1 protein-coding gene is annotated in these 930 nt (G+C 41.8%); it reads right to left on the bottom strand.

Annotation, left to right across the window (positions count from 1 at the left end; all coding sequences use genetic code 11):
- Window positions 1–92: 92 nt before the first annotated feature.
- A complete protein-coding gene (locus FD23_RS08700; protein ID WP_025895655.1) occupies window positions 93–701 on the bottom strand; it encodes a GTP pyrophosphokinase in 609 nt (202 codons plus the stop codon).
- Window positions 702–930 lie beyond the last annotated feature (229 nt).

The raw sequence follows: 930 nt of genomic DNA, 5'->3' as shown, positions 1-930 counted from the left end.
TGTCGTTATTAACATTGTAAGGGACAACCCTTCTTTTTTGTTGCCTATTTTCTATTTACACAAGAATTTATACTGAACCAGAATTTTCATAGTTACCCTTCCTTGATCAGTTGGCGAATTGTTTGCATACTTACATCGCAAGATGCCAGTTCGTCAGCAACCCGCTTGAGTTCCTTACTGATACGTTCAGGATTCTTGATGTCTTGCTTGTACTTCATTTCGTGTTCAAGACTGGCCCAAGTATCCATGGCAATTGTCCGCAGCTGGATTTCAACGTAGTAGGTGCCAGGCTTGTTGCCATGGACGTCTTCAAAGGGAGTGACTACTTCTATGATCAAGTGGTATGACCGGTAGCCGTTTGGCTTAGCATCGGTAATGTAGTCTTTTTCATTAATGATCTTGAAGTTGTCCTGCTTCTTCAACAAGTCAATGCAAGTGTAGATATCGTCAATAAAGTTGCAGACGATTCTGAGGCCAATCGCATCCCGGTTTTCAATCAATGCAGACTCTGGCGTCAGCGGTAAACCTTTTCTTTCGCACTTTTGCGTCATGCTTTCTTCGCCTTTGACGCGACCTTTCAGGTACTCGTATAGCTTTTGCCCGTGTTTTGCACTATACTCCTGACCGATGCCTTGGATTTGCTGCAAAACAGAATCCAGGATCTGTGGAAGATAATCGGCGTACTTACCGTAAATGCTCATGTTTGTTCCTCACTCCTTCTCTATTACCTCTCTACTCTACCAAAGATCCTTGAAATTTGCTTGTGCTTTTAACTGAAACTTATGGATAAAAAACATGGCCCAAATTCAGTATTGGGACCATGTTGTCTGCCTTAGCGGCTAATTTTTATTTTTCGCCGATTGTAAAATTAAACTGAACACTGTTCCGATCCAGTAAGAAAAATCGTTTTCACTGGATCAGAGCACAAAA

The sequence above is a fragment of the Lactobacillus delbrueckii subsp. delbrueckii DSM 20074 = JCM 1012 genome, assembly GCF_001433875.1.
Classification (GTDB): Bacteria; Bacillota; Bacilli; order Lactobacillales; family Lactobacillaceae; genus Lactobacillus; species Lactobacillus delbrueckii.
This window is presented reverse-complemented; position numbering and strand designations above follow the sequence as displayed.

What these genes read in the sequence shown, in the direction of transcription:
- FD23_RS08700 (WP_025895655.1), bottom strand. Translation starts at nt 701, where the DNA reads ATGAGCATTTACGGTAAGTACGCCGATTATCTTCCACAGATCCTGGAT.